Consider the following 20,909-nt stretch of genomic DNA (forward strand, 5'->3'; position numbering starts at 1 on the left):
TAAAAATTAAAAAAACGAGCCGCGCTGCCAGGGTGGCTACTTGAACGAGCGCAGGTCTTCCTGCAGACGCTCAACGAAGGCTTCGACCGGCATAACGCCAAGATCGACGCCGCCACGGGCACGCACGGCTACCGTTTGCGCATCACGCTCCTTATCGCCCACGACGAGGAGATAAGGCACCTTTTCCAGCGTGTGCTCGCGTATTTTATAGCTAATCTTCTCGTTGCGCAAATCGCCCGCTACTCTAACCCCTTGTTTTTGCAACGATTGGGTCAGAGACTGCGCATATTCGGCCTGACTTTCGGCGATATTGAGCACAATTGCCTGGTACGGCGCGAGCCAGGCCGGCATTGCACCAGCGTGGTGCTCGATCAAAATACCGAGGAAACGCTCCATCGAACCGACGATCGCGCGGTGCAGCATCACCGGCCGGCGGCGGCTGTTGTCTTCCGCCACGTACTCGGCGCCCAGGCGCTCCGGCAGCATCATGTCGAGCTGCAGCGTGCCGCACTGCCACGAACGGCCGAGCGCATCCTTGATGTGGTACTCGATCTTCGGGCCGTAGAACGCGCCCTCACCCGGCAACTCTTCCCACGTGAGGCCGCAGGCCGTCAGCGCTTCGCGCAGCCCCTGCTCGGCACGATCCCAGGTTTCGTCCGAACCCATGCGCTGCTCCGGGCGCAGCGACAGCTTGATGTCGATGTGCTCGAAGCCGAAATCGCTGTACACGCTCATCGCGAGTTTGTTGAACGCGATCGATTCGGCAATGACCTGATCTTCCGTACAGAAGATGTGCGCATCGTCCTGCACGAAGCCGCGCACGCGCATCAGGCCGTGCAGCGCACCCGACGCCTCGTTGCGGTGGCACGAGCCGAATTCGGCGTAGCGCAGCGGCAGGTCGCGATACGAGCGCAAACCGTGCTTGAACACCTGGACGTGGCCCGGGCAGTTCATCGGCTTGATCGCGTAGTCGCGCTTCTCCGACTCCGTCGTGAACATGTTCTCGCGGTAGTTCTGCCAGTGACCCGACGCTTCCCACAGCGAGCGGTCCATGATCATCGGCGTCTTGATCTCGAGATAGCCGGCTTCGTTGACGCGGCGGCGCATGTACTGCTCGACCTGCTGCCACAGCGCCCAGCCCTTCGGATGCCAGAACACCATGCCCGGCGACTCTTCCTGCATGTGGAACAGGTCGAGCTGCTTGCCCAGCTTGCGGTGGTCGCGCTTTTCCGCTTCCTCGAGCATGTGCAGGTACTGATCCTGGTCTTCCTTCTTCGTCCAGGCCGTGCCGTAGATGCGCTGCAGCTGCTCGTTCTTCGAATCGCCGCGCCAGTACGCGCCCGCGACCTTCATCAGCTTGAACACCTTCAGCTTGCCGGTGGACGGCACGTGCGGGCCGCGGCACAGATCGGTGAAGCCGCCGTGCGAGTACAGCTTGATTTCGTCGCTTTGCGGAATCGATTCGATGATCTCGGCCTTGTACTTCTCGCCGATGCTGCGGAAGTAACCGGCCGCCTCGTCGCGCGACACGACGCGGCGCGTGACCGGCTCGTCCTTCTTCGCGAGTTCCTGCATGCGCTTTTCGATCTTTTCGAGATCTTCCGGCGTAAACGGGCGGTTGTACGAGAAGTCGTAATAGAAACCGTTGTCGATCACCGGGCCGATCGTCACCTGCGCGTCCGGATACAGTTCCTTCACCGCGTACGCGAGCAAGTGGGCGGTCGAGTGGCGGATGATGTCGAGGCCGTCGGCATCCTTGTCCGTGACGATCGCGAGCGACGCATCGCGGTCGATCACCGTCGACGTATCAACGAGCTCGCCATCGAGCTTGCCACCAAGCGCAGCCTTAGCAAGGCCGGGACCGATCGAGGCCGCAACCTCGGCAACTGTCACCGGATGCTCGTATTGTCGAACTGAGCCGTCAGGCAAGCGTATCGAAACCATAGCACTCTCCGTGATGCCGACAGTGGGCGGCAGACCAGGCACGCGAGATCAAACTCACGCGTGAAAAATTCGCGACAAAAAAAATGCGGCCCCGCTTTCGAGGGGCCGCATTCGATACTTCACTCAAACTGAAAGGGCGAAAACGTTCCTCGACTAGCGTCGCTCCGAAGTGGTTTCGGTCAACGTTCGCGGTGTCATAACCGTATTCGCCTTGTTCGCGTTGAGTTGTGTACTGCATCGAACACCCGGAGGCCGGGCATTCTCAATTCGTTGGTAGGCTCGATTGGACTCGAACCAACGACCCCCACCATGTCAAGGTGGTGCTCTAACCAGCTGAGCTACGAGCCTAGAGAAGCTAAGATTATATGGGGCTGCTGCCAGCTTGGCAAGTGTTTTATGCGGTTGCAGCAAAATACCGCTGTTCCAGCCCCATCACGATTTCCGCCCTGCCCGCACGACGCCCTGCACCTCGCCAAGCAGCGTGCATGCGCGCTGCACCTGCGCCGAATTCGATACCTCGACCGTGAACTGCATGAATGCCGCATTGCGGCGGCTCTGCGTCTTCACGCCCACGACGTTGATCTTTTCGCGTGCGAACACTTCGGAAATATCGCGCAGCAACCCTTGCCGGTCGCTCGCCTCGATCATCAGGTCGACCGGATAGACGGACGCGCCGCGCCCGCCCAGCACGTCGGCCGACCAGGTCGTCTGCAGGACGCGCTCCGGCGCGCGCTCGACCATCCGGCGAAACGTCGGGCAGTCGGTGCGATGGATCGACATGCCCTTGCCGCGCGTGACGAAACCGCTGATCGGATCGGGCGGCGCCGGACGGCAGCAGCGCGCCAGTTGCGTCAGCAGCGCGTCGACGCCCACCACCAGCACGCCGGTCGACGCACCGTGCGCGACGCTCGCGCCGCTGCTGCGCTTCTCGAAATCGGCCGGCGCCTCGGGCGCCGGTTCCGGCGGCGGCGCATCGGACAGCGCGTGCTCGACGTTGCGCAGGCTGAATTCCTCCTTGCCGACGACCGAGAACAGCTCCTCGGGCGACTTGAAGCCGAGCTTCGCGGCGAGGTTGTCCAGGTTGACCGACGTCTTGCCCTCGCGCTGCAGCGTCTTTTCGACGAGCGCGCGGCCGTGCGCGACGTTTTCTTCCTGCTCGATCGAGTTGAACCACGCACGCACCTTCTGCCGCGCGCGCGAGCTCTTCAGGTAACCGAGCTGCAGGTTCAGCCAGTCGCGCGACGGCCCGCCTTCTTTCACCGCGACGATCTCGACCGTCTGGCCGTTCGCGAGCGACGTATTCAGCGGCACCATCACGCCGTCGACGCGCGCGCCGCGGCAGCGATGGCCGAGCTCGCTGTGCAGGTGATACGCGAAATCGACCGGCGTCGCGCCCTGCGGCAGCGCGATCACGCGCGCCTGCGGCGTCAGCACGTAGATGTGGTCGTCGTCGAGCGACGTCTCGCGCAACTGCGCCCACGCCTGGTCGCCCGACACTTCGGTGCCGTCCTCGACGTCGTCCTTCCATGCGAGCAACTGGCGCAGCCACGCGATCTTCTCGTCGTACTTGTCGCTCGCCGAGAACTGGCCGCCATAGCCGCGCGCGCCGGCCTCCTTGTAGCGCCAGTGCGCGGCGACGCCGTACTCGGCGAAACGATGCATCTCCTGCGTGCGGATCTGCACTTCGAACGCACGGCCGTCGTCGCCGATCACGACCGTATGCAGCGACTTATAGCCGTTCGGCTTCGGCCGCGAGATGTAGTCGTCGAATTCCTTCGGCACCGGCTGCCACAGGTGATGCACGATGCCGAGCACCGCGTAGCAATCCTTGATGTCGGGCACGATCACGCGAAACGCGCGCACGTCGTACAGCTCGGAGAAATCGAGCTCCTTGCCGCGCATCTTGCGCCAGATGCTGTAGATATGCTTCGGCCGGCCGCTCACGTCGGCCTGGATGTGCGCTTCCGCGAGCTCGCGCTGCAGCCGCGCGATCGCCTGCGTGACGTACGCCTCGCGCTCGATGCGCTTCTCGTCGAGCAGCTTCGCGATCCGCTTGTAGGTGACGGGATCCTCGAAGCGGAACGCGAGATCCTCGAGCTCCCACTTCAGTTGCCAGATACCGAGACGGTTCGCGAGCGGCGCATAGATCTCGAGCGTCTCGCGCGCGACGTCGGGCGGCGGATCGATCTTCGCGGCCGCGTAGTAGCGCAGCGACTGCAACCGCGACGCGAGCCGGATCAGCACCACGCGGATGTCCTGCGCGAAGGCGAGCAGCATCTTGCGCAGCGCCTCGATCTGCGTGCGCCGCTCTTCCGCCGCGTCGCGCCCGGAGTCGGGCTTCGCGTTCTGCGCGACGCGCAGGCTGACGGTGCCGAGCCGCAACAGCTTGCGCACGTCGGACACGAGCCGCGCGACTTCGTCGCCGAAACGCTCGGTCAGCTCGCGCTCGGGGTCGCTCAGGTGCGGCGTCAGCACGAACAGCGCGGCGGCCTGCATCGCGGACGGATCGACGTTCAGCGTGCGCATGATCGCCGCCGTGCCCGCCGAGTGATCGGCGAGCAGCTCGCCGGACGACAGGCGCGCGTCGCCGGCCCGCTCGCGCACGAACGCGAGCACGTCGTCGAACGACGGCGCCGCGACGGGAGAGGCGGAAACGGATTCGGTCATTGCACGGCCTGCCGGAATACGGTCATCGTCGGATAACGCTCAGCTCCGCTGCGCGGCGACGACGACGATCTCGACGAGCAGCGCCGGATCGGCGAGCTTCGCCTCGACGGTGGCACGCGGCGGCGTGTTGCCCGGTGCGACCCATGCGTCCCACTCCGCATTCATGCCTTCGAAGTTCGCAAGATCCGAGATGTAGATCTGCACCGACAGCAGATGCGCGTTGTCGCTGTTCGCTTCGGCGAGCAGGCGGTCGATGTGGCCGAGCACTTCGCGCGTCTGGCCGCGGATGTCCTGCGTGGTGTCTTCGGCGATCTGGCCGGCCAGATACACGGTACCGTTGTGGATCGCGGTTTCGGAGAGACGGGCCCCGACGTGGTGACGAATGACTGCCATGAAATGTTCCGGTCGTGATGGGTAAGGAATCGGGCGGCGGCACGGCCCGCGCGCCGCCGAACCGCATATTATGACGCGTTTATGCGTCGCCTTCGACGAAAAACCGCCGCGCGAGCGCGATCTGGTCGGCGCTGACGAACGCCGGCGCGTGGCCCGCCCCCGGAATCTCGACCTGCGTCACATGCCGGCCGCGCCGGACCATTTCGGCCGCCGTCTCGCGCGACAGCAAGTCGGACGTCTCGCCGCGCACGACGAGCAGCGCCGCGTCCGTCGTCTCGATCGCGCGCCACAGCGCGGCCTCGCCGAGCGCGGCCAGTTCGGGCGTCGTCGCCTTGAACGGCTCGGCGATGCGCGGATCGTAGCGCATCGTCCAGCTGCCTTCGGGCAGTTCGTGCAGCAGCGGCCCGTTGATTTCGCGCCACTCGTCGGCGCTCAGCGCACCGAACGGCAGCGACAACGACGTCAGATAGTCGATCCCCTCCTGCTCGGTCGCAAAGCGCGGCTGCACGCCGAGGTACTCGCCGATGCGCGTCAGCGAATCGGGCTCGATGCGCGGGCCGACATCGTTGACGATCATCCGGCGCAGCGGCGAACCGGGCAGCCCGGCGAGCGCCATGCCGATCAGGCCGCCCATCGACGTGCCGAACCAGTCGACCGATTCCACGTCGAGCCGTGCGATCAGCGTCACCATGTCGGCCACGTATTGCGGAATCGCATAGAGCCGCGGATCGGCCAGCCGGTCGGACCGGCCACGCCCGGCGACATCGGGGCAGACGACGCGATACGTATCGGACAGCGCGGCGGCAAGCCGGTCGAAATCGCGCCCGGAACGGGTCAGGCCGTGCACGCAGACGAGCACGCGCGAATTCGCGGGATCGCCCCACTCGGTATAGGCGACGTGGTGAAGGCCGGCCGCGCTCGCACACTGCACGCGCCGCTGGCGGGGAACCGGGGAATTCGCTGGGGTCGTTGGCATCGTTGGCATCCTGTCGAACGGGGGGCGACGCGCGGGGCAACGCTTGCGACGCCCGATGCAAACGATTGTAAACCGCTTCGGAATAACGGGGCGCCACGCGCCCGGCCCACCACCCGGGACAGGTTCAATCGCGGCGGCGCCACGCGTCCCGTAACCGCTCGCGCAGGAAATCGACGAATGTCCGCACGCGCAACGGCACGTGACGGCCGCCGGGATAGACGGCATGCAGCGGCGCGGCGGACGCCTCGAAGGCCGGCAGCACCCGCACGAGCCGGCCGGCGTCGAGATCGGCGCCGACGTCCCAGATCGACTTCAGCGCAATGCCCGCGCCTTCGAGCGCCAGCGTGCGCGCCGCGCCGCCGTCGTTCGTCAGCAGCGCGGCCGTCACCTCGACCGCCACGCCGCCTTGCGCGCCATCGAACCGCCATTCGGCACGCGGCTGGTCGCCCATCACGATGCATCGATGCGCACGAAGCTCGGCCGGATGGGCCGGCGACCCGTGCGCCGCGAGATAACCCGGCGACGCGCACAGCACGCGATGGTTCGGCGCCAGCTCGCGCGCGATCATCGTCGAATCGGCAAGATTGCCGATCCGCACGGCGACGTCGATGTCGGAGGCGAGCAGATCGACGACCGTATCGGTCAGCACCAGCTGCACGGTCAATTGCGGATGCCGCTGCTGAAATGCCGCCACGAGCGGCGCGATTCGCAGGCGGCCGAGCTCGCCGGGCGCCGTCACGCGCAGCAGGCCGCTGACCGTGCCGCGGCGATCGCGCATCAGCGTTTCCGCCTGCTCGACTTCGGCCAGGATGCGCAGCACCTGCGCGTGAAACTGCGCGCCGTCGTCGGTGAGCGTTTGCTGCCGCGTCGTCCGGTGCAGCAGGCGCACGCCGAGCCGCGACTCGAGATGCGCGAGCCGCTTGCTGACGACGGACAACGACAGGTCGAGCTCGCGTGCCGCCGCCGACAGGCTGCCGGCCGACACGATCCGCGCGAAAGTATCGAGCGCCGGGAAATCGTCGATCAGCGTCATGGCGCCCGCCTCGCCCCAGCCTTTCTTTTTTTCGAAGAATCCATTCGCCTTTTGCCCGTATTTGCATGCAGAACGGAAACCTACCATACCTGTTCCGCGTCGTCGCCTGACGCCTTCACAGGACCTCCGAAATCATGTCGATCCGCCTCCGTTCGGCCACCCGCCCCGTCGCGCACGCATTCGCGGCAGCCGCTTGCGTCGTGGCGCTCTGGCCCGCCGCTTCCCGTGCCGCCGATCTCGTCGCGCCGCACAGCCTGACCGTCGCGACAGGCTTGCCGGCCGCGCAGGCGCGTGCGCAAATCCTGGCCGCGCGCCGCTACGGCACCTTCTGGAATACCGGCGACCCCGCCCTCGCCCGTGCGGCGCTCGCCGCCGGCTTCACCGACCGCACGCTGCCGCCCGGCCGCGAACAAGGCGTATCGGGGCCGCTCGCGGCCTCCAGCACGATGCGTGGTGCGATCCCGGACCTGCGCTGCGACATCGAACAGATGATCGTGGCAGGCGACCGGGTCGTCGTGCACCTGCATTTCCGCGGGCATTTCACCGGTGCTTTCAACGGAACGGCCGGGCGCGGACAGGCAATCGACTTCATCGCGACCGATATCTATCGGATCGACCACGGCCGGATCGCGGAAAACTGGCACATCGAGGACAACCTGACGCTGATGCGTCAGCTCGGGCTCGTCGGCTGACGGAGGGGACGATGACTCACGACAACGACCATCCCGCGACACCTCTGCCGCGCCGCACGTTCCTGGCCCAGGCCGGCGCCGGCCTCGCGGCCGGCGTCGCGGCGGCCGCAGGCGCCTCCCTGCCGGCAACCGCCGCGCCGGAGCCGGCGCCCGCGGCACCGGGCGCCACGCCGTTCTGGCCGGACGGCGCGCGCATCGTGATCTCGATCTCGATGCAGTTCGAGGCGGGCGGACAACCGCCCACGGGCGCGGACAGCCCGTTTCCGGCCGTCGCGTTCCCGCCGTCGGTGCCGGTCGATCTCGCCTCGGCCACCTGGTTCGCGTATGGCTACCGGGAAGGGATTCCGCGCCTGCTCGATCTGTGGGACCGGCACGGCGTGAAAGTGACGTCGCACATGATCGGGGAAGCCGCCCGCCGGCACCCCGAACTGGCGCGCGAGATCGTGTCGCGCGGCCACGAAGCCGCCGCGCACGGCCCGACGTGGCGCGCGCAATTCGCGATGAGCCGCGACGACGAGCGCCGCTTCCTGACCGAAGCGCGCGACATGGTCGAAGCGGCGACCGGCCAGCGCCCGACCGGCTACAACTGCAACTGGCTGCGGCGCGGGCCGCATACGCTGTCGCTGCTGCAGGCGCTCGGCTACGCGTATCACATCGACGACGTCAGTCGCGACGAACCGTTCATCGAGACCGTCAGCGGTCGCGATTTCGTGGTGGTCCCGTACACGCTGCGCAACAACGACATCCTGCTGATCGAAGGTCGCAACTACTCGCCGACGATGTTCCTCGAGCAGATCAAGCTCGATTTCGACCAACTGTACGCGGAAGCCGGGCAGCGGCGCAGACTCATGTCGATCAGTGCGCACGACCGGATCAGCGGCACGCCGCAGATGGTCCGCGCGTGGGACGCGTTCCTGCACTACGCTCGATCACACCCGGGCGTCGCCTTCATGCGCAAGGACGACATTGCGCGCTTCGCGTTGCACAGCCCGTCGACGCTGCGCGAGACCGAAACGATCTGACCGGATTCCGTTCAACTCCCGTTCAACTCATCACCCAGGAAAGACTTTCATGAATGATCCGCTCCACGGAAAGAACGTACTCGTCGTCGGCGGAAGCTCCGGCATCGGCGCCGCCACCGCGACCGCATTCGCGCGGCGCGGCGCGCGCCTGACGATCGCGTCGCGCGATCCAGGCAGGTTCGACATCGACGCCCTACCGGGCGCGCACGTGCGAACCGAAACGCTCGACATCACCGATACGGCGGACGTCGATGCGTTCTGCGCGCGCGCCGGCCAGTTCGACCACGTCGTGATTTCGGCCGCGAAGACGGCCACGGGCGCGGTCCGTGCGCTGCCGCTCGCCGACGCGCAAGCAGCAATGGACAGCAAGTTCTGGGGCGCCTACCGCATCGCCCGCGCGATCGCTATCGCGCCGGGCGGCTCGCTGACGTTCGTGTCGGGCTACCTCAGCGTGCGGCCGAGCGCGTCGTCGGTGCTGCAAGGCGCGATCAATGCGGCGCTCGAGGCCCTCGCCCGCGGGCTGGCGCTCGAGCTGGCGCCGGTTCGCGTGAACACCGTGTCGCCGGGCCTGATCGCGACGCCGCTGTGGGACAAGCTCGCGCCCGACGCACGCGACGCGATGTACGCCGGCGCCGCCCAGCGGCTTCCGGCACGCAGGGTCGGTCAGCCGGAGGATGTCGCGAATGCGATCCTGTATCTGGCGGCAACGCCTTATGCGACCGGTTCGACGGTACTGATCGACGGCGGCGGCGCGATTGCGTGACGCGTGCGGTCATGGCAAAACGCCCCGCGTTCCTGACGGAACGCGGGGCGTCGAGGATGACGCACCAGGGTAGTGCTCAGGCCACGGCGCTGACGTCGAGCGGCGCGCCCGTCTTCGCCTGGATCTCGTCGGCGCTCACGCCATCGGCGAGCTCGAGCACCTTCAACCCGGCCGGCGTCACTTCGATCACGCCGAGATCGGTGATGATCAGGTCGACCACGCCGACACCCGTGAGCGGCAGGTTGCATTCGTCGAGGATCTTGTGCTGGTCGCCCTTCGCGACATGCTCCATCAGCACGACGACGCGCTTCACGCCGGCGACGAGGTCCATCGCGCCGCCCATCCCCTTGATCATCTTGCCCGGGATCATCCAGTTCGCGAGGTCGCCCTGCTTGCTGACCTGCATCGCGCCGAGGATCGCGAGGTTGATGTGACCGCCGCGGATCATCGCGAACGAATCGGCCGACGAGAAGATCGACGAACCGGGCAGCGTCGTGACGGTCTGCTTGCCGGCGTTGATGAGATCGGCGTCGACTTCGTCTTCGGTCGGCGACGGGCCAATGCCGAGCAGGCCGTTCTCCGACTGCAGCCACACCTCGACGCCTTCCGGCACGTGGTTCGCGACGAGCGTCGGCAGGCCGATGCCGAGGTTCACGTAGAAGCCGTCCTGCAGTTCCTTCGCCGCGCGCGCGGCCATCTGGTCACGATTCCAGGCCATGTCAGTCTCCTTTCGCGCGTACGACGCGTTGTTCGATGCGTTTTTCGGGCGTCGCATTCAGCACGATGCGCTGCACGAAGATCCCCGGCGTATGAACCTGGTCCGGATCGAACGTGCCGTTCTCGACGATCTCCTCGACCTCCACCACGGTGATCTTGCCGGCCATCGCGCACATCGGGTTGAAGTTGCGCGCGGTGCGGCGATAGATCAGGTTGCCGGACTTGTCGGCCTTCCACGCCTTCACGAGCGCGACGTCCGCCGTCAGCGACGGCTCGAGCACGTAGTGGCGATCGCCGAACTGGCGCGTTTCCTTGCCTTCCGCGATCACGGTGCCGTAGCCGGTATTCGTGAAGAACGCGGGGATGCCCGCGCCGCCCGCGCGCAGCTTTTCGGCGAGCGTGCCCTGCGGCGTGAATTCGAGCTCGAGTTCGCCGGCCAGGTACTGGCGCTCGAACTCCTTGTTCTCGCCGACGTACGACGAGATCATCTTCTTGATCTGGCGCGTTTCCAGCAGCAGGCCGAGGCCGAAACCGTCGACACCGGCGTTGTTGCTGATGCAGGTGATGCCCTTGACCGCCGAATCGCGCAACGCCGCGATCAGCGCCTCGGGAATGCCGCACAGGCCGAAGCCGCCCACCGCGAAGGTCTGTCCGTCGCGGACGATCCCCTCCAGCGCGGCAGCCGCGCTTGGATAGACTTTGTTCATCTGTTGTCCCTTCCTTTATGGAAACCAGCAAAACCGGTTCACGCGCCACGTGGCGCAAGCCCGCCGCACCATTCTATGCATGCGCGGCGATGCCTGCGTCGAGGCACGCTTTTTTATGTCGCGACAAACGCCGCGAGATGCCTGAAAGGGTACGATGCGGCGCGGATGCGGCACAATACGCAAAAATACATAAGCATTTCCCTCCGCCTCCCTGCGCCATGCCCGATCTCGATTACCAGACCGCCTTCCACCTCGCGCCGCTCGGCCTCGTGCTGTCGCGCGACCGCGTGATCGAGGACTGCAACGACGCGCTCGCGTCGATCTTCCGCTGCGCGCGGGCCGACCTGATCGGAAAATCGTACGCGGTGCTCTACCCGTCCACGGACGAATTCCAGCGAATCGGCGAGCGCATCGCACGCGTGATGGTCGCGAACGGCGTCTACTCGGATGACAGAATCATGAAACGCGCGGACGGCGAGCTGTTCTGGTGCCACGTGACGGGCCGCGCGCTCGACCGCACCGCGCCGCTCGCGGCCGGCGTCTGGACCTTCGAGGACTTGAGCGCGACGCGCCGCGTCGCGGTCGAGCTGACCCCGCGCGAGCGCGAGATCGCCGCCCAGCTCGCGACCGGCAAGACCAGCAAGCAGATCGGGCGCGTGCTCGACATCAGCTCGCGCACGGTCGACATCTACCGCGCCCGGCTGATGCGCAAATACGGGACGAACAATACGCCGGAGCTGCTGCAGCGCCTGCTCGGGCAGTAAACGTGCATTGCGTGACGGCGCTCGAATGACAATCGGCCGCACACGGCGGCCGATTGACGGAAACGACGGGCATGGCGCGACGGGCACGCCGCGTCACCGGCGACCCGGTGCCGGCCCGGCGGTATCCGCGCTCAGCCGACTTTCGTCGCCAGCGCGTGCTCGATCGTGTCGCGCAGCAGTGGCGGCAGCGGCACCGACTTGCCGAGCGCGTAGTCGACCCACACGCATCGCGCGTTGCCGCGTGCATAGACATGCTGCGGATCGTCCGCGCGCGTGAGCTCGAAACCGGTGTCGAAACTGCTTCGGCCGGGCTTCGCGGCCGACATCTTCGCGATCACGTCGCCCGGATAGTGCAGTTGCTTGAGGAATTCCATCGACGCGGTGACGATGACGGGCCCCTGCCCCTCGCCGTTGCCGCCGGCAATGCCGAGTGCCTCGAACCACGAAATCCGCGCCTGCTCCATGTAGCGGAAATAGACCGTGTTGTTCACATGGCCGAACGCGTCCATGTCGCCCCAGCGGATCGGCATCGACATCTCAAAAACGGGCGAGTAATCGCTTGTTACGCTCATTGCAGTCTTCTTCGTTGCTGAATGTCAACCGCTCAGGCGAGGCCGAAACCGTCGTCGGCGGAGATGATCGAGCCATTGATGAACTGCGACTCGTCGGCCGCGAGCAGCAACAACAGCCCGTCGAGATCCTGCGGCTTGCCGACGCGCCGGCGCGGCAGTATCGACTGCAGCTTCTGGCCCTGCTCGGTTTCCCACAGGTAATGATTGATTTCGGTATCGATATAGCCCGGGCAGATCGCGTTCACGTTGATCCCGTGGCGGCCCCACTCCAGCGCCATCGCGCGCGTCATCTGCACGACCGCGGCCTTGCTCATCGCGTACAGCCCGATCTGCGGGAACACGCGCAGCCCGGCCACCGACGCGATGTTGATGATCCGGCACGGCGGCTTGCCGTTGCCGCCGCCGTTCGCGCGCATGATCATCCGCTTCGCGACTTCCTGCGCGACGAAAAATGCGCCACGTGTGTTCGTATCGAACACGAATTCGAAATCCGCCGGCGTCACGTCGACGAGCTTCTGCATCGTCGACACGCCCGAATTGTTCACGAGGATGTCGATCGTGCCGGCTTCCGTCTCCGCGTGCGCGACGGCCGCCTTGATGCTCTGGACGTCGGTCACGTCGAGCGACACGACGTGCGCGGCGCCGCCCGCCGCCTCGATCTCCGCGCGCAGTTCCTTCAGGCGCTCGACGCGGCGGCTCGCGAGCACGACCTTCGCGCCGGCCTGCGACAGCACCTGCGCAAAACGCTGCCCGAGGCCGCTCGACGCGCCCGTCACCAGCGCGACCTTGCCTTCCAGATTGATCGATCGACCCATTTGCACATCCCCTTTCGATGTCGTTTCGCCAGTCCGGGCGGCACAGCCCGGGCGGCATTACCCTAGCACAAAAAATAGAACGATCGTGCTAATCTACCTGCATGTTGTTGCGGCAAGCATTTCGTTTCGCAGACAATACGCTCCCGAATAAAAGCATTCTAACGGTTAGAGGAACGCCAATGACCCCCGCAAGCCTCATCGAGCAATATGGCCCGCGCGAATCGATGGAATACGACGTCGTGATCGTCGGCGGCGGCCCCGCCGGGCTGTCGGCGGCGATCCGGCTCAAGCAGCTGGCTGCCGAGAAAGGCACCGAGATCGGCGTATGCGTGCTCGAGAAGGGTTCCGAGATCGGCGCGCACATCCTGTCGGGCGCGGTGATGGACCCGCGCGCGATCACCGAGCTGTTTCCCGACTGGAAGGAGCGCGGCGCACCGCTCGACGTCGAGGTGACGGAAGACCGCTTCCTGTTCCTGTCCGAGAAGAGCGCGGTCACGACGCCGAACTGGGCGCTGCCCGAGAACTTCAAGAACCACGGCAACTACGTGATCTCGCTGGGCAACGTCACGCGCTGGCTTGGGGCACAGGCCGAAGCGCTGGGCGTCGAGATCTTCCCGGGCTTCCCGGCCGCCGAGATTCTCTACAACGACGACGGCTCGGTCAAAGGCGTCGCGACCGGCAACATGGGCGTGGGCAAGGACGGCGAGCCGACCGAGAACTTCCAGCTCGGCATGGAATTGCACGCGAAGTACACGCTGTTCGCCGAAGGCTGCCGGGGCCACCTCGGCCGCCAGCTGATCTCGAAGTTCAAGCTCGACGCGAACGCCGATCCGCAGGCGTACGGGATCGGCATCAAGGAACTGTGGGAAATCGATCCCGCGAAGCACAAGCCGGGCCTCGTGATCCACACGGCCGGCTGGCCGCTGAAGTCGGACACCTACGGCGGCTCGTTCCTGTATCACATGGACAACAACCAGGTCGTGGTCGGCTTCGTGGTGGGCCTGGGCTACACGAACCCGTACCTGTCGCCGTTCGAGGAATTCCAGCGCTACAAGACGCACCCGTCGATCCGCGCGTTTCTCGAAGGCGGCAAGCGCGTGTCGTACGGCGCGCGGGCGATCACGGCCGGCGGCCTGCTGTCGCTGCCGAAGACGGTGTTCCCGGGCGGCGCGCTGATCGGCGACGACGCAGGCTTCCTGAACGCATCGCGGATCAAGGGCAGCCACGCGGCGATCAAGACCGGGATGCTGGCCGCCGACGCCGCGTTCGACGCGGTGCAGGCCGGCCGTCAGTCGGACGAGCTGAATGCATATCCGGATGCGTTCAAGCAATCGTGGCTGTACACGGAGCTGTACCGCGCGCGCAACTTCAAGCAGTGGATGGCCAAGGGCCTGTACCTGGGCACGCTGATGGTGGGGCTCGAGCAGAAGGTGATGGGCGGCAACGTGCCGTGGACGCTGCATCACCAGCACGCGGACCATGAAATGCTGAAGCCGGCATCGCAGTGCGAGCCGATCGAGTATCCGAAGCCGGACGGCAAGCTGACGTTCGACCGGCTGTCGTCGGTGTTCATCTCGAACACGAACCACGAGGAGAACCAGCCGGCGCACCTGACGCTGAAGGACGCGAGCGTGCCGGTGAACGTGAACCTGCGCACCTACGCGGGGCCGGAGGCGCGCTTCTGCCCGGCGGCGGTGTACGAGTTCATGAAGAACGACGACGGCAGCGATCGGCTGGTGATCAACGCGCAGAACTGCGTGCACTGCAAGACCTGCGACATCAAGGACCCGACGCAGAACATCGTGTGGGTCACGCCCGAAGGCGGCGGCGGGCCGAATTACCCGAACATGTAACCTGCCGGAACGCGCCGCCACGAGCGGCGCATTTTTTTGGGTCACGGCAAACCGCCGCAAACGAAACGGGGCGCTGCATCACGCAGCGCCCCGTTTGCATTCATCGTTCGACGGTCGAGATGGCGCGCGCGGCGCCCCGCCCGCTTTGTATCAGGCCGCGCTGCCGGCGATCTTCGGCGTCGACGTCTCGACGTCGCCGCACTGCGCGCGGTGGCGCAGCGCATGGTCGATCAACACCAGCGCGAGCATCGATTCGGCGATCGGCGTCGCACGAATGCCGACACACGGATCGTGGCGACCGAAGGTTTCGACCGTCGCCTCTTCGCCGGACTTCGTGATCGAGCGGCGCGGCGTGCGGATGCTCGACGTCGGCTTGATCGCGATCGACACGGTGATGTCCTGCCCCGTCGAAATCCCGCCGAGCACGCCGCCCGCGTGGTTGCCGACGAAGCCGGCCGGCGTCAATTCGTCGCCGTGCACCGAGCCGCGCTGCGCGACGCTGTCGAAGCCCGCGCCGATTTCGACGCCCTTCACCGCGTTGATGCTCATCATCGCCTTCGCGATATCGGCATCGAGCCGGTCGAATACCGGCTCGCCCCAGCCGACCGGCACGCCCGACGCAACGACGTCGATGCGCGCGCCGATCGAATCGCCGTCCTTGCGCAGCGCGTCCATGTAGGCTTCCAGCTCCGGAACGACCGCCGCATTCGGCGAGAAGAACGGGTTCTCGTGCACGTACGACCAGTCGACGAACGGCACGTCGATTTCGCCGAGGCCGCTCATGTAGCCGCGCACCTCGACCCCGAAGCGCTCGCGCAGCCACTTCTTCGCGACCGCGCCGGCGCCGACGATCGGCGCGGTCAGGCGCGCGGACGAGCGGCCGCCGCCGCGGTAGTCGCGGATGCCGTATTTCTGCCAGTAGGTGTAGTCGGCGTGGCCGGGCCGGAACGTCTCGACGATGTTGCCGTAGTCCTTGCTGCGCTGGTCGGTGTTGCGGATCAGCAGCGCGATCGGCGTGCCGGTCGTCACGCCTTCGAACACGCCCGACAGGATCTCGACCTCGTCGGCCTCCTGCCGTTGCGTCACGTGCCGCGACGTGCCCGGCTTGCGGCGATCGAGCTCGACCTGGATGTCGGCTTCGGTCAGCCCCATCCCCGGCGGGCAGCCGTCGATCACGCAGCCGATCGCGGGACCGTGCGATTCGCCGAAGGTCGTGACAGTGAAAAGCGTGCCGAGGGTATTGCCGGACATGATGGAACCGCCCAAAGAGAAATGGGCAAACCGATGCGCTGCCGGGCCGCAGGCAGGTCGATCGTTTGCCGGTCGAGAAAAAGAGGTAAACCGCTATTATGCCAGCCGTCCCGGGCGCGCGGGCCGTGTGAACCGTTCAGACCACACGGGCCGCGCTCACGGATATGGGCCGGGCAGCGCTCGTCGGCCCGCGCCGTTCCGCCGGGCCGGTTGGTTCGCGGCCGTCATCGTGACCCGACGCAACGCCGCCGGGCCTGCCGCCCGCCTACTTCCGCGCGCCGCGCAGCTCGGTCACTGCCGCCTGCAGCGCCTCGGGCGTCGCCACCGACGCCGGGATCGGTTCGCCGACCGCCAGCGTCAGCCGGCTCATCACGCCGCGCTTGATGGGACGCGGCATCCGTGCGTCGGAATGCCGTGAAAAATAGCTGCCCCACAGCCCGCGCAGCGCCATCGGAATCACCGGCGCCGGCGTGCGGCCCAGGATCTCGGTGATGCCGTGGTGGAACGTGTTGATGTCGCCCGTCTTCGTCAGCTTGCCCTCGGGGAAGATGCACACGAGTTCACCGTCCTTCAGCGCGGCCTCGCACAGGTCGTACGCACGCGCGAGCATCGCGGGATCCTCGTGACGCGGCGCGATCGGGATCGCCTTCGCATGCCGGAATACCCAGCTCGCGAAACGCGTCTTGAAGATCCGGTGATCCATCACGAAACGAATCGGGCGCGGGCTCGCGGCGGCCAGCACGAGCGCATCGACGTAGCTGACGTGGTTGCACACGAGCACCGCGGCCCCTTCCGCCGGGATCCGCTCCGCGTGCACGAGGCGGATCCGGTAGAACGTGTGCACGAGCACCCACGCGACGAAGCGCAGCAGGAACTCGGGCACGAGCAGGTAGATATAGGTCGCGACCACGACGTTCAACAGCGCGGTGACGAGGAACAGCCCCGGGATGTCGACGCCGGCCTTGGTCAACCCCATCGCCATCACGGCCGACAGGATCATGAACAGCGCGTTCAGGATGTTGTTCGCGGCGATGATCCGCGCGCGGTGCGTCGGCGCGCTGCGGCTCTGGATCAGCGCATACAGCGGCACGCTGTAGAAGCCGCCGAACATCGCCAGCAGGAACAGGTCGGCCAGGATGCGCCAGTGGCGCGCACCGGCCAGGAATTCGCCGACCGACAGCAGATGGCCGGGCGACGGCAGCGCATGGCTCGCGAAATACAGCTCGATCGCGAACACGCTGATGCCGATCGAGCCGAGCGGCACGAGGCCGATCTCGACGCGCCGCTGCGACAGCCGCTCGCACAGCAGCGAACCGAGGCCGATGCCGACCGAGAACGTCGCGAGCAGGATCGTGACGACGTCGGGGCTTGCGGACAGCACGTCCTTCGCGAAATTGAAGAACGACGTGAGGAACGTCGCGCCGACGAACCACAGCCACGAGATGCCGAGCAGGCTCAGGAATACCGTGCGGTTCTGCCGCGCGAGGCCGAGGTTGCGCCAGGTCTCGCTGACCGGGTTCCAGTTGATCACGAGGTCGGGCTGCGGCGCGGGCGTCGACGGCACGCGCTGCGCGACGAGCCGCCCGGCCAGCGCGATGACGACGACGCTCACCGCGAGCACGCGCTCGCCGCTGCCTTCGATGCCGGCCGCCGCGCCGCCGATGATCGTGCCGATCAGGATCGCGATGAACGTGCCCATCTCGACGAGACCGTTGCCGCCGACCAGTTCGTGCTCGCCGAGATGCTGCGGCAGGTACGAATACTTGACGGGCCCGAACAGCGTCGAGTGCATCCCCATCATGAACGTGCACAGATACAGCAGCGTCGCGCTGTGCGTGACGAAGCCGGCCGCGCCGACCAGCATCAGCACGATCTCGAAGGTCTTCACGAAGCGCGTGAGGGTCGCCTTGTCGTATTTGTCGGCGATCTGGCCGGAGGTGGCCGAGAACAGCACGAACGGCAAAATGAAGATCGCGGAAATCAGGAACGCAGCCGTCTTCGCATCGACACCGGAGAACCGCGCGGTGTGATAGGTGACGAGCGACGTGAAGCCGATCTTGAAGACGTTGTCGTTCAGCGCGCCGAGAAACTGGGTCGTGAAGAACGGCGCGAAGCGGCGCTCGCGCAGCAGGTCGAACTGCGATGCGTGGGCGCGCCGTTCGTCGCGCCGCCCCGAAGTGGCTTGCGTGTGATCGCTCATGCGGAATACGCGCGCATCGTCTGGGCGAAGCTGCGCGGGCCTCGTGTTGTTATCGTTGAAAAAAAAGCGGCGCAGGACAAACCTGCGCCGCCGCATGCCGGATGGCGGCGCCCATGCATCGAGGTGCCGGGCGCGGCGTGGTTCACGGCTTGTGCGCTTCGGCTTCCGATTCCGGCCAGTCGCGGATGTACGCCTTCAGCATCCGGTTCTCGAAGCTCTGCGCCTCGACGACCGTCTTCGCGACGTCGTAGAACGAAATGACGCCCATCAGCACCTTCTTGTCGAGCACCGGCATGTAGCGTGCGTGACGCTCGAGCATCATCCGGCGCACTTCGTTGACGTCCGTTTCCGGCGTGCACGTGAGCGGCTCGTCCATCACCTTGCGCACCTGCACGTCGCCGATCGCGCCGCCGTTCACGTGCAGGCGCAGGATGATCTCGCGAAACGTCAGCATCCCGACGAGATCGCCGTACTCCATCACGACGAGCGAACCGATGTCGTGCTCGGCCATCGTATCGACCGCTTCGCGCAGCGGCTTATCGGGCGTCACCGTAAACAGCGTGTTGCCCTTCACTTTCAGAATATCGCTGACGCGCATCGTAGTCCCCTCATGCTTGAATGCAAAATCTCTTTCGATCCTATCGGAAAGCCTGTCAAAAGGAAAGCACGGGCCGGCGCGGCGCCCCGTCACCGCTTGCGGACGCGGGCTGCCGGCCGCACAATGGCCTCATGAACGGCGGCCCGAGGAGACGGCCATGGCGCATACGCATACGGAGCAATTCGCCAGCTTCGCTGACTTCTACCCGTATTACCTGAACGAGCACCAGAACCTGACGTCGCGGCGGCTGCACTTCATCGGCTCGCTCGGCGTGATCGGCTGCGTCGCGATGGCGGTCGCGACCGGCATCTGGCTGTGGCTGCCGGCGGCGATCGTCTGCGGCTACGGGTTCGCGTGGGTCGGACACTTCTTCTTCGAGAAGAACCGCCCGGCCACGTTCCGGCACCCGATCTACAGCCTGATGGGCGACTGGGTGATGTTCAAGGACATCTGCACCGGCAAGATCCCGCTGTAGCCGCCGGCCCCCGCCTTCAGGCAGGCCGCGGCGGCCGCGCGTGCGGATCGGCCACGCCCGGCGCCTGCCCGGCGCTCCCGGCCGGCTGCCCGCCCGCGAGCCGGTGCGCGGCGATCAGCGACGCGAGCGTCACGTCGAACCGGTCGCTCGACAGCACCGCGAGCAGCGCCGCGCCGTCGACGTGGCTGCGGCGCCGCTGCAGCTGGTAGGTCAGCTCCGTGCGGTCGATCACCAGCACGTCGAACAGTTGCGCGAGCGTCAACTGCTCCGGGTTCGCGAGCAGGATGTAGCGCGGCGTGGCCTCGCCGTCGCCCTCGAGCCGCGCCACCCATTCCCGCTCCTCCATCGTCGTCAGCAACCGCTGCGCGGTTTCCATGTCGCAGCGCAGCATCGTCGCGAGCCGCAGCGCCGTATAGCCGCGCTTGCCGGCCGCGCGCGCTTCGGCCAGCCGCGCGAGCAGTTCGAGCGCGTCGAGCAGGTCGCTGCCCGGATAGTGGATCCGGTGGAACTGACCGACGCGAATCGCCGGGAGCGCCGACGCCACCATCGCGCCGAGCAGCGCGATGAACCAGCTCAAATACACCCACAGCAGGAACACCGGCAGCGCCGCGAACGCGCCATAGACGGCCGTATAGGTCGGAATGCGCCGGACGTAGTAGCCGAAGCCGCGCTTCGCGAGTTCGAACGCGATGGCCGCGAACAGCCCGCCGATCACCGCGTCGCGCCATGCGACCGCGCAGTTCGGCAGGTACACGTACAGCAGCGTGAACGCGAGCACCGTCAACGGCAGCGACGCGAGCGCGAGCAGCCACTCGACGATCGACGTGGACGGCCCCGCGCCGGTGAACGCGAGCGACTGCGTGAACAGGTACGACGAGATCGACAGGCTCACGCCGAACAGCAACGGCCCGAGCGTGATCAGCGCCCAGTACGCGAGCACGCGCTGCGCGAACGGCCGCGGCTTGCGCACGCGCCAGATCAGGTTGAACGCCGATTCGATCGTCATCATGGTCATCACCGACGTGACGACCAGCACGATCAGGCCGGCCGTCGTCAGCCCCTTGGCCTTCGACGCGAACTGGTTCAGGTACTTGAAGATCTGGATGTTGAACTGCGCGGGCATCAGGTGATCCGCGAGGAACCCCTGCAGCGAGATCTGGAACGACCCGAACATCGGGAACGCGGTAAACAGCGCGAACGCGACCGTCAGCAGCGGCACGAGCGCCAGCATCGTCGTGAAGGTCAGGCTGCCCGCCACTTGCGGGATGCGATCCTCGGCGCTGCGCCGGGCCGCGAACTGCGCGAGGCGCTTGATGGTGACGAGATCGACGCTCAACTTCGGCAAACCGCTTCTCCTTCTTGATGCTGCGCGCGTCACGGCGCGCCGCCGCGCTGCGCGACGGCTTCAGCCCCTATAATAGCCGCTCGATTCCAGCAGGGGCCGACTGCACCGGGCACGCGCGCGGC

General features: G+C 66.4%; 19 protein-coding genes and 1 tRNA gene. 6 read left to right on the top strand and 14 right to left on the bottom strand.

The annotated features are described in order from the left end of the window. Positions 1-36 precede the first annotated feature (36 nt). The 6 genes from thrS to HWX03_RS23725 form a co-directional block, all read right to left on the bottom strand. Complete coding sequence (gene thrS, locus HWX03_RS23700; RefSeq protein ID WP_175872857.1) at positions 37-1,944, bottom strand: threonine--tRNA ligase; 1,908 nt, start codon at positions 1,942-1,944, stop codon at positions 37-39. A gap of 271 nt (positions 1,945-2,215) precedes the next feature. Continuing rightward, positions 2,216-2,292, bottom strand: a tRNA-Val gene (locus HWX03_RS23705). Between the two features lie 84 nt (positions 2,293-2,376). After that, entirely contained in the window at positions 2,377-4,611 is a 2,235-nt protein-coding gene (locus HWX03_RS23710) for a bifunctional (p)ppGpp synthetase/guanosine-3',5'-bis(diphosphate) 3'-pyrophosphohydrolase (RefSeq protein ID WP_175872858.1), read from the bottom strand. Positions 4,612-4,650: 39 nt separating this feature from the next. Next, positions 4,651-5,004 carry a RidA family protein gene (locus tag HWX03_RS23715; RefSeq protein WP_175819978.1) on the bottom strand — a complete coding sequence of 118 codons (354 nt, stop codon included), beginning with the start codon at positions 5,002-5,004 and terminating at the stop codon, positions 4,651-4,653. Between the two features lie 79 nt (positions 5,005-5,083). Next, positions 5,084-5,980: an alpha/beta hydrolase gene (locus HWX03_RS23720; protein ID WP_175819979.1), complete on the bottom strand. Its 897-nt coding sequence runs from the start codon at positions 5,978-5,980 to the stop codon at positions 5,084-5,086. A 124-nt stretch (positions 5,981-6,104) separates the two neighbouring features. Further along, complete coding sequence (locus HWX03_RS23725) at positions 6,105-7,013, bottom strand: LysR family transcriptional regulator (protein WP_175872859.1); 909 nt, start codon at positions 7,011-7,013, stop codon at positions 6,105-6,107. A gap of 134 nt (positions 7,014-7,147) precedes the next feature. On the opposite strand from HWX03_RS23725, the gene HWX03_RS23730 reads away from it, so the two are divergent. Genes HWX03_RS23730 through HWX03_RS23740 form a run of 3 tightly spaced genes read left to right on the top strand, consistent with a single transcriptional unit; the run spans position 7,148 to position 9,490 of the window. Beyond that, on the top strand, positions 7,148-7,705 hold the full coding sequence (locus tag HWX03_RS23730; protein ID WP_175872860.1) for an ester cyclase: 558 nt from the start codon (positions 7,148-7,150) through the stop codon (positions 7,703-7,705). An 11-nt stretch (positions 7,706-7,716) separates the two neighbouring features. After that, a complete protein-coding gene (locus HWX03_RS23735) occupies positions 7,717-8,727 on the top strand; it encodes a polysaccharide deacetylase family protein (protein WP_175872861.1) in 1,011 nt (336 codons plus the stop codon). A 49-nt stretch (positions 8,728-8,776) separates the two neighbouring features. Then, a complete protein-coding gene (locus HWX03_RS23740) occupies positions 8,777-9,490 on the top strand; it encodes an SDR family oxidoreductase (protein WP_175872862.1) in 714 nt (237 codons plus the stop codon). A gap of 76 nt (positions 9,491-9,566) precedes the next feature. Here the strand turns inward: HWX03_RS23740 and HWX03_RS23745 are convergent, their stop codons facing one another. Then, positions 9,567-10,208 carry a CoA transferase subunit B gene (locus HWX03_RS23745; protein ID WP_047900502.1) on the bottom strand — a complete coding sequence of 214 codons (642 nt, stop codon included), beginning with the start codon at positions 10,206-10,208 and terminating at the stop codon, positions 9,567-9,569. Between the two features lies 1 nt (position 10,209). Further along, positions 10,210-10,914, bottom strand: a complete 705-nt coding sequence (locus HWX03_RS23750; RefSeq protein ID WP_175819984.1) for a CoA transferase subunit A — start codon at positions 10,912-10,914, stop codon at positions 10,210-10,212. Positions 10,915-11,132: 218 nt separating this feature from the next. On the opposite strand from HWX03_RS23750, the gene HWX03_RS23755 reads away from it, so the two are divergent. Further along, positions 11,133-11,678, top strand: a complete 546-nt coding sequence (locus HWX03_RS23755; protein ID WP_012328362.1) for a LuxR C-terminal-related transcriptional regulator — start codon at positions 11,133-11,135, stop codon at positions 11,676-11,678. Positions 11,679-11,809: 131 nt separating this feature from the next. Here the strand turns inward: HWX03_RS23755 and HWX03_RS23760 are convergent, their stop codons facing one another. Then, positions 11,810-12,250, bottom strand: a complete 441-nt coding sequence (locus HWX03_RS23760) for a thioesterase family protein (RefSeq protein WP_175819985.1) — start codon at positions 12,248-12,250, stop codon at positions 11,810-11,812. Positions 12,251-12,282: 32 nt separating this feature from the next. Then, entirely contained in the window at positions 12,283-13,065 is a 783-nt protein-coding gene (locus HWX03_RS23765) for an SDR family oxidoreductase (protein ID WP_050012456.1), read from the bottom strand. Positions 13,066-13,244: 179 nt separating this feature from the next. Between HWX03_RS23765 and HWX03_RS23770 the strand changes: the two genes are divergently transcribed. Further along, a complete protein-coding gene (locus HWX03_RS23770) occupies positions 13,245-14,918 on the top strand; it encodes an electron transfer flavoprotein-ubiquinone oxidoreductase (protein ID WP_175872863.1) in 1,674 nt (557 codons plus the stop codon). 150 nt (positions 14,919-15,068) lie between these two features. Here HWX03_RS23770 and aroC read toward each other — a convergent pair whose 3' ends face one another. From aroC to HWX03_RS23785, 3 genes are all read right to left on the bottom strand, one after another. Then, the gene (gene aroC / locus HWX03_RS23775; RefSeq protein ID WP_175872864.1) at positions 15,069-16,169 is read right to left on the bottom strand and encodes a chorismate synthase; all 1,101 of its coding nucleotides are present in this window, start codon (positions 16,167-16,169) and stop codon (positions 15,069-15,071) included. Between the two features lie 265 nt (positions 16,170-16,434). After that, positions 16,435-18,369 (bottom strand): MFS transporter, encoded by a 1,935-nt coding sequence (locus tag HWX03_RS23780; protein WP_175872865.1) that lies wholly within the window; start codon positions 18,367-18,369, stop codon positions 16,435-16,437. Positions 18,370-18,511: 142 nt separating this feature from the next. Then, positions 18,512-18,967, bottom strand: a complete 456-nt coding sequence (locus tag HWX03_RS23785; protein WP_006488504.1) for a CBS domain-containing protein — start codon at positions 18,965-18,967, stop codon at positions 18,512-18,514. Positions 18,968-19,124: 157 nt separating this feature from the next. Between HWX03_RS23785 and HWX03_RS23790 the strand changes: the two genes are divergently transcribed. Next, positions 19,125-19,442 carry an Mpo1-like protein gene (locus HWX03_RS23790; protein ID WP_175819989.1) on the top strand — a complete coding sequence of 106 codons (318 nt, stop codon included), beginning with the start codon at positions 19,125-19,127 and terminating at the stop codon, positions 19,440-19,442. Between the two features lie 16 nt (positions 19,443-19,458). Here HWX03_RS23790 and HWX03_RS23795 read toward each other — a convergent pair whose 3' ends face one another. Continuing rightward, a complete protein-coding gene (locus tag HWX03_RS23795) occupies positions 19,459-20,787 on the bottom strand; it encodes a YihY family inner membrane protein (protein WP_174429579.1) in 1,329 nt (442 codons plus the stop codon). Between the last annotated feature and the right edge of the window lie 122 nt (positions 20,788-20,909).

Source organism: Burkholderia sp. BCC0397 (assembly GCF_902832865.1).
Taxonomy (GTDB): domain Bacteria; phylum Pseudomonadota; class Gammaproteobacteria; order Burkholderiales; family Burkholderiaceae; genus Burkholderia.

Bases quoted from the DNA above. Each gene is read 5' to 3' on its own strand.
- HWX03_RS23745 (WP_047900502.1), bottom strand. From the start codon at position 10,208: ATGGCCTGGAATCGTGACCAGATGGCCGCGCGCGCGGCGAAGGAACTG.
- HWX03_RS23780 (WP_175872865.1), bottom strand. From the start codon at position 18,369: ATGAGCGATCACACGCAAGCCACTTCGGGGCGGCGCGACGAACGGCGC.
- HWX03_RS23740 (WP_175872862.1), top strand. From the start codon at position 8,777: ATGAATGATCCGCTCCACGGAAAGAACGTACTCGTCGTCGGCGGAAGC.
- HWX03_RS23760 (WP_175819985.1), bottom strand. From the start codon at position 12,250: ATGAGCGTAACAAGCGATTACTCGCCCGTTTTTGAGATGTCGATGCCG.
- HWX03_RS23725 (WP_175872859.1), bottom strand. From the start codon at position 7,013: ATGACGCTGATCGACGATTTCCCGGCGCTCGATACTTTCGCGCGGATC.
- HWX03_RS23720 (WP_175819979.1), bottom strand. From the start codon at position 5,980: ATGCCAACGACCCCAGCGAATTCCCCGGTTCCCCGCCAGCGGCGCGTG.
- HWX03_RS23750 (WP_175819984.1), bottom strand. From the start codon at position 10,914: ATGAACAAAGTCTATCCAAGCGCGGCTGCCGCGCTGGAGGGGATCGTC.
- HWX03_RS23755 (WP_012328362.1), top strand. From the start codon at position 11,133: ATGCCCGATCTCGATTACCAGACCGCCTTCCACCTCGCGCCGCTCGGC.
- HWX03_RS23710 (WP_175872858.1), bottom strand. From the start codon at position 4,611: ATGACCGAATCCGTTTCCGCCTCTCCCGTCGCGGCGCCGTCGTTCGAC.
- HWX03_RS23785 (WP_006488504.1), bottom strand. From the start codon at position 18,967: ATGCGCGTCAGCGATATTCTGAAAGTGAAGGGCAACACGCTGTTTACG.
- HWX03_RS23770 (WP_175872863.1), top strand. From the start codon at position 13,245: ATGACCCCCGCAAGCCTCATCGAGCAATATGGCCCGCGCGAATCGATG.
- HWX03_RS23735 (WP_175872861.1), top strand. From the start codon at position 7,717: ATGACTCACGACAACGACCATCCCGCGACACCTCTGCCGCGCCGCACG.
- HWX03_RS23765 (WP_050012456.1), bottom strand. From the start codon at position 13,065: ATGGGTCGATCGATCAATCTGGAAGGCAAGGTCGCGCTGGTGACGGGC.
- HWX03_RS23730 (WP_175872860.1), top strand. From the start codon at position 7,148: ATGTCGATCCGCCTCCGTTCGGCCACCCGCCCCGTCGCGCACGCATTC.
- HWX03_RS23715 (WP_175819978.1), bottom strand. From the start codon at position 5,004: ATGGCAGTCATTCGTCACCACGTCGGGGCCCGTCTCTCCGAAACCGCG.
- aroC (WP_175872864.1), bottom strand. From the start codon at position 16,169: ATGTCCGGCAATACCCTCGGCACGCTTTTCACTGTCACGACCTTCGGC.
- thrS (WP_175872857.1), bottom strand. From the start codon at position 1,944: ATGGTTTCGATACGCTTGCCTGACGGCTCAGTTCGACAATACGAGCAT.
- HWX03_RS23790 (WP_175819989.1), top strand. From the start codon at position 19,125: ATGGCGCATACGCATACGGAGCAATTCGCCAGCTTCGCTGACTTCTAC.